This is a genomic window from Chromobacterium sp. S0633 (genome assembly GCF_024158805.1).
Classification (GTDB): Bacteria; Pseudomonadota; Gammaproteobacteria; order Burkholderiales; family Chromobacteriaceae; genus Chromobacterium.
This window is the reverse complement of the sequence record NZ_JAMZGH010000049.1, coordinates 40,838-47,491: the sequence shown is the minus strand read 5'-3', so window position 1 is coordinate 47,491 and position 6,654 is coordinate 40,838. Positions and strand designations below refer to the sequence as shown.

The window sequence follows — 6,654 nt, the reverse complement described above, 5'->3', positions numbered from 1 at the left end:
CGGAAGAAGTGCGGCAGGCGCTGTCGGACAGGCCCTGCGATGCGCTGTTCAATTGCAGCGAGGCGTTGGCCACCGCGCCCGCGTCCGCTGTTCGACGAAGCGCAGCTGGTGGAGCTGACCGACGGCTCCATCGCCAAGGTCTTGGGCCCGGATTACGCCGAGGCCGACAGCTACCCGATCCGCACCCGCATGCCGTCGCCGCCGTATATGTTCGCCTCGCGCATCACCGCGCTGTCGGCGCAGCCGGGCAAGCTGGAGCCGTGCTTCATCGAGTGGGAATACGATCTGCACCCCGACGCCTGGTACGTGTCCGACGGCCTGGTGCCGGCCTTCGTGTCGCTGGAAGCCTCGCACGCGATGATCGTCGCCTTCACCTATATCGGCTGCGACCAGCTGTTCAAGGGCCAGCTGCGCTACCGGGCGGTGGACAGCCAGACCACGGTCTACGGTCCCTTGCCCAAGGCCGGCGAAGTGCTGCGCGGACGGGTCAACATCAAGTCCTTCCTCAAGGTGGGCAAGAACGTGCTGATCGCCTACGAGTATCTGTGCTACGTCGGCGATAGGCTGAGCTTCAAGCTGGAGGCCAATTCCGGCTTCTTCCTGCCCAAGGACATCGAAAAATCCAAGGGGGTCAACACCGCGCCCTATCTGAAGGCCGGCCAGCCGGCCGAGCCGTTCCAGCCGCCGCTGCGCTGCGGGCGCGCGTCCTTCGACAACAGCCATATCGAGGCCCTGCAGCGCGGCGATTTCGTCGCCTGCTTCGGCGACGCCGCCTACGCCGCGTCGCGTGCGCCGCGCTTGTACGCGCCGGCGGCCAAGATGCTGGACCGGGTGGTGTCCATCTCCGCCTCCGGCGGCGCCTTCGGCCTGGGCGAGGCAGTGGCCGAACGCGACATCGACCCCAGCCACTGGGTGTTCCGCGCCCACTTCAAGAACGACCCGGTGATGCCCGGCACCTTCCTGGTGGAAGGCTGCGAACAACTGGTCAAGTTCTACCTGTGCTACCTGGGGCTGTACTCGCTGCCGGGCATGGTGCCGCACGCGCTCAGCCCGCACAGCTACAGCGCCAAGTTCCGCGGCGAAGTGAAGTGCGAGGCCGACACCCTGCGTTACCGGCTCACCTGCAAATCCATCCACTGCGACTACCAGGCCGACGGCCAGCTGGAGCGGATGGCGCTGGTCTTCCTCGCGGAGATCATCTACCGCGGCAACGTCATCGGTATGTGCGACAACCTAGGCGCCGGCTTCAGCCGAGCGCCGGCAGCGGCGGACGCTTCGGCGCCGGCGCTGACAGCGATAGAGGCATGAATGAACCAAGACAAGCTTTGCGTGGCGCCGCGCTTTGCGGCCCCGGTGTACAAATGGCAGGGCCATGCCGGCAAGTTCCAGCAGACGCCGGAACAGGCCCAGGCCCAGTTGCTGGACCTGGCGCGGCCGCTGCACGTGCTGCGCCAGCAGGACGCGGTGCTGCTGGAACCGGCCGGCGGCCTGGCCGGCAACGGCCAGGTGGATTGCCTGGGCATGGTGCCGGCGATGTTGCCGGAATACTTCGGCGATCCGTCCTTCCTGCGTGACTACGGCGTGCGCTTCGCCTATTACGCGGGCGCCATGGCCGGCGGCATCAACTCCGAGGACATGGTGATCGCGCTGGGTTCGCGCCGCATCCTCAGCGCCTTCGGCGCCGGCGGCCTGACGCTGGAGCGCATCGGCAGCGCCATCCGCCGCATCAAGCAAGCGCTGCCCAACGGCCCGTACGCGATCAACCTGCTGCACAACCCCAGCCAGCCGGACTGGGAGATGAACTGCGTCAAGCTGTTCATCGAACAGGACGTCAAGGTGGTGGAGGCCTCGGCCTACGTCAATCTGTCCGCCGCCATCGTCTACTACCGGGTCAAGGGCCTGGAAGCCGGCGACAAGGGCGCGGTGGTCCGCCGCAACCGCGTGATCGCCAAGGTGTCGCGCCGCGAAGTGGCACAGCATTTCCTCAGCCCGGCGCCGGAGAAGATCGTGCGCAAGCTGCTGGCCGACGGCCTGATCAGCGAGCGCCAGGCGGAGCTGGCCAAGAAAGTGCCGATGGCCGACGACATCACCGTGGAAGCGGATTCCGGCGGCCACACCGACAACGGCCTGCTCAGCTGCGTTTTCCGCTCCATCGCGGAGCTGCGCGACGAAATCTGCGCCGGCCAGGGCTATCCCTTCACCGTGCGCGTCGGCGCCGCCGGCGGCATCGGCAGCCCGCACGCCACGCTGGCGGCGTTCTCGCTGGGCGCCGCCTACGTGGTCACCGGCTCCATCAACCAGGCCTGCGTCGAAGCCGGCACCTCGGACCCGGTCAAGCAATTGCTGGGCAAGGCCAAGATCGCGGACATGGCGATGGCGCCGTCCGCCGATATGTTCGAACTGGGCGCCAAGGTGCAGGTGCTCAAGGGCGGCAGCATGTACGCGGTGCGCGCGCAGAAGCTGCACGGCCTGTACAAGCAGTACCCCGGCCTGGAGCAGATCCCGGCCGCCGAAGTGGCCAGCCTGGAACAGCAGGTGTTCCGTCAGCCGCTGGCCCAGGTATGGGCCGACACCGAGGCCTTCTTCGCCGGCCGCGGCAACCAGGCGCTGATAGACGCCGCCAACGCCAACCCCAAGAAAAAGATGGCGCTGCTGTTCCAGTGGTATCTGGGCCAGTCCTCGCGCTGGGCGATCTCCGGCGCGGCCGAGCGCGCGGTCGATTACCAGATCTGGTGCGGCGCGGCGATGGGCGCGGCCAACGAGTGGCTGCAAGGCAGCGAGCTGGCGCCGGTGGCCAAGCGCAAGGTGGCCGACATCGCGGTGGAGCTGATGGCCGGCGCCGCCTACCTGAGCCGCGTGGCGGCCTTACGCCAGCTGGGCGTCCTGACGCCGCAGCGGCTGGAGCGTTACCGCCCGCTCAGCGCCCGCATGACGGCGCTGGACGAAGACGACATCGGACCCGAACCCGAATTGAATGACATCCCGTCATCAACCGTAGCACCAACCGTAGCATCACAGGGCAAGCAAGAGGAGAGCAGGAATATGGAAGGCAATACCAAGCTGTCGCTGATCAAGTCCAAGGATTTTTACAAGCAATGCTGGGAGCTGCTGCCGGGCGGCACCCATTACAACTTCGGCGACCCGGAACGGCCGCTGGTGGTGCCGTTCAATCGCGGCCGCAACTCCCGGGTCTGGGATCTGGACGGCAATGAACATCTGGACCTGTTCTGCAAATTCGGCGCGCTCTTCGTCGGCCACCACAACGAGGCTTACAACGAAGCGCTGATCCGCTACATGCAGAAAGTGACCTCGGTGGACACTTGCGACCTGGAAGTCGAAGTCTGCGAACTGATGGTCAAGCACATCCCTTGCGCCGAGATGATCCGCTTCTGCCTGAGCGGCACCGAGGCGGTGCAGAACGCGCTGCGCCTGGCGCGCGGCTTCACCGGCAAGCAGCGCTTCATCCGCTTCCACGGCCACTACCACGGCAACGCCGACAACATCATGGGCGGCCGCAAGCGCCAGGACCTGAGCTTCCCGGTGCCGGAAACCTTCAAGGGCGACCTGCTGGACACCCTGGGCCGCGCCGACGGCGCGCTGGAAGACCAGTCCTTCATGCTGCCGTGGAACGACATCCAGGTGCTGGAAGCCACCATCGAGCGCTACCACAATGAAATCGCCGCGGTGCTGATGGAGCCGATCTGCGTCAACGGCGGCGGCATCTTCCCGCGCGAAGGCTATCTGGAACGCGCCAAGGAAATCTGCGAGAAGTACAACATCGTGCTGATCTTCGACGAGATCATCACCGGCGTGCGTCTGGGCCTGTCCGGCGCCCAGGGCATCCTCGGCGTCACCCCGCACCTGTCCACCTTCGGCAAGGCGCTGGGCGGCGGCTCGATGCCGATCTCCGCCATCGCCGGCCGTCGCGACATCATGGACCTCTACACCCGCGGCAAGGTGATCCACGCCGGCACCTTCAACGGCTACCCGCTGGGCCTGGCCGCGATCAAGAGCACCTTCGAGCTGATCGAACAGGACCCGGGCTGCTACGAGCGCATGGGCCGCTTCACCGAGCAGATCTCCGACACCTTCATCAAGGCCGCTCACGCCAACGATCTGCCGCTGGTGGTGCAGGGCATGCCCACCGCGCTGGTCTACCACTCGCAGGACACCATGGTGGACCGCTCCGAGGGCTACAGCGACAAGGTCAAGTTCTGCGACATCATCATCCGCGAGATCTCCAAGCGCTACGGCATCCAGTTCTCGCCGCTGTCGCGGATCTACTCCAACCTGCTGATGAACCAGGACGACGTGCGCTTCTTCGAAGAACGCATCTTCGACGCCATGGCCAACGCCCGCAAAGTGATCGACATCGCCTTCAAGGAAGGAGAGGTGGCGTGACCCGGCAAGTCGCCGTCGTCACCGGCGCGGCCGGCGGCTTCGGCAGCGCCATCGTCAAGTCGCTGCTGGAAGTGGGCTACGCGGTGGCGGCCACCGATGTGGACGCCGCCGCGCTGGAGCAGCTGGGCCGGGAGCTGGATTGCCCGGACAGCCTGCGCGGCTTCGTGATGGACGTGACCGACCCCGACAGCGTGGACGCCGCCAGCGCCGCCATTGTCGAGCGCATGGGCGCCAACATCACGGTGCTGGTCAACAACGCCGGCGTTATCGGCCGCGGCTACTGCATGGCGGAAAAAAGCGGGGAACTGGCGAGACGGGTGTTCGACGTCAACCTCAACGGCGCCTTCAACGCCACCGCGGTGTTCTCCCGCCACATGGCGCGGCTGAAGTACGGCCGCATCATCAACATCGCCTCCGTGGCCGGCATCTGGGGCGCGGCCGGCGGGTCGGCGTACGCGGCGTCCAAGGCCGGCCTGATCAAGGCGTCGGAGTCCTGGGCGCGGGAGCTGGGGCCGCTGAACATCAGCGTCACCGCGATTGCGCCGGGCATCTGCAAGACCAAGATGCTGGGCCAGTTCGTCGACCGTCAGATGGTGGAGCAGTCCGACGATGCCATCGTCAAGTCCATCGTGCCGGTGGGGCGCTGGGGGCTGCCGGAGGACATCGCCGAGGTGGTCACCTTCCTGGCCACCTGCAAGACCAACTATCTGAACGCCACCGTCATTCCGCTGGATGGAGGCATGCGGGTAGGCACCTTGTAAGAATCTGTCCAAGGCCTGCTGCGCTTCGGCGATACGGCGTTGAAACCGGTTTCGCTCTAGCTCGCGAGACTTGGATCAGGTTCTGCCGCATAGCGTGACAGGGGGCCGGCCGCGCCGGCCCCCGACTGGAACCAAACCAAATTCAGAGGTGAAGTCATGGATTACCGAGCCAAGACCAGCGTCAAGAACATCGTGCTGACCGGCCCCACCGGCGTGCTGGGCGGCCGTTTGCTGCAGGAAATACTGGCCACCACCGACGCCAACGTGTATTGCGTGGTGCGGGCCGAGAACAAGGACGCCGCGCGCGCCCGCATCGAAGACGTGCTGTATTGCTACGACGAGGGCCGCAAACTGGCCACCGAAGCCTGGCGCATCATCCCGGTGCTGGGCGACATCAGCCAGCCCATGCTGGGCCTGGACGCCAGCGCCTACCGCGACCTGGCTCATCTGGCGGACCTGGTGCTGCATTGCGCCGCCAACGTCAGCCTGGTGGCCTCCTACAACAAGATCGCCCCGGTCAACGTGGGCGGCACCGCCAACCTGATCGAACTGTGCCTGGCCGGCAAGGCCCCGCTGGTGTTCACCTCCAGCTTCAGCATGGTGGGCGACAAGCTGTACCAGCCGGACTTCGTGCTGCGCGAAACCGATCTGGACGTGGGCCAGGGCTTCGTCAACATGGACTACGAACGCTCCAAATTCACCGCCGAGCGCATGGTGCACGAGGCCGGCGAGCGCGGCCTGGATTGGGTCATCGTGCGTCCGGGCAATATCTGGGGCGACAGCCGGACCGGCTGCTACCCGCTGAAGCAGACCAAGGTCAAGGGCATCTACTACGAAATGCTCAAATCGCTGGTGGAAACCGGCCTGACCTTCGCCTCGGACGAAGCCTTCGACATCTCCCCGGTGGACTACGTGGCCCAGGCCACGCTGTTCGCGGCGATGAATCTGCAGTCCAGCAATCGTCGCACCTACAACCTGACCAATCCGCGTCCGATCAACTACGACGGCATCGTCGCCCGCCTGCGCGGCTACGGCTACACCCTGCGCGACGTATCGTCCAAGGACTACTTCGAAGCGCTGCAGGAAGGCCGCATGCACCGCGGCGGCACCGGCTACCGCTCCACCTTCACCGATCTGATGGCCATCTTCTACGATGGCAGCGATTGCAAGGAGCACGCCAAGTACGACACCAGCGAGATCCAGGAGCTGCTGGCCAACACCGACATCCGCTGCCCGGACTCGGACCAGGCCTTGTTCGGCCGCTATCTGGACTACGCCTGCAAGGTGGGCTTCCTGAACGCGCCGGCGGAGCAGACCCCGCTGGCGGAAATCAAGCGTCACACCAGCATGGCCGGCGGCTATATGGAGAGCTTGTACGACGCCGACCTGAGCGACGCGGCGGCGGTGCGCTGAGATGCTGGCCGACGAGGAAGCGCTGATCGAAGCGCCGGGGGCGCTCGAAAAACCGTCGCGAGCGGTTCGAGAGCAAGAC

4 protein-coding genes are annotated in these 6,654 nt (G+C 65.9%); all 4 read left to right on the top strand.

Features of this window, described 5'->3' with window-relative positions:
* Positions 1 to 39: 39 nt before the first annotated feature.
* Positions 40 to 1,308 (top strand): hypothetical protein, encoded by a 1,269-nt coding sequence (locus NK214_RS21590; protein ID WP_253315477.1) that lies wholly within the window; start codon positions 40 to 42, stop codon positions 1,306 to 1,308.
* The gene (locus NK214_RS21585) at positions 1,309 to 4,401 is read left to right on the top strand and encodes a PfaD family polyunsaturated fatty acid/polyketide biosynthesis protein (protein ID WP_253315476.1); all 3,093 of its coding nucleotides are present in this window, start codon (positions 1,309 to 1,311) and stop codon (positions 4,399 to 4,401) included. It abuts the gene before it with no gap.
* Positions 4,398 to 5,162 carry an SDR family NAD(P)-dependent oxidoreductase gene (locus NK214_RS21580; RefSeq protein WP_227108043.1) on the top strand — a complete coding sequence of 255 codons (765 nt, stop codon included), beginning with the start codon at positions 4,398 to 4,400 and terminating at the stop codon, positions 5,160 to 5,162. The genes NK214_RS21585 and NK214_RS21580 overlap by 4 nt, the downstream gene beginning before the upstream one ends.
* A 156-nt stretch (positions 5,163 to 5,318) precedes the next feature.
* Positions 5,319 to 6,575 carry a thioester reductase domain-containing protein gene (locus NK214_RS21575; RefSeq protein ID WP_107799357.1) on the top strand — a complete coding sequence of 419 codons (1,257 nt, stop codon included), beginning with the start codon at positions 5,319 to 5,321 and terminating at the stop codon, positions 6,573 to 6,575.
* Positions 6,576 to 6,654 lie beyond the last annotated feature (79 nt).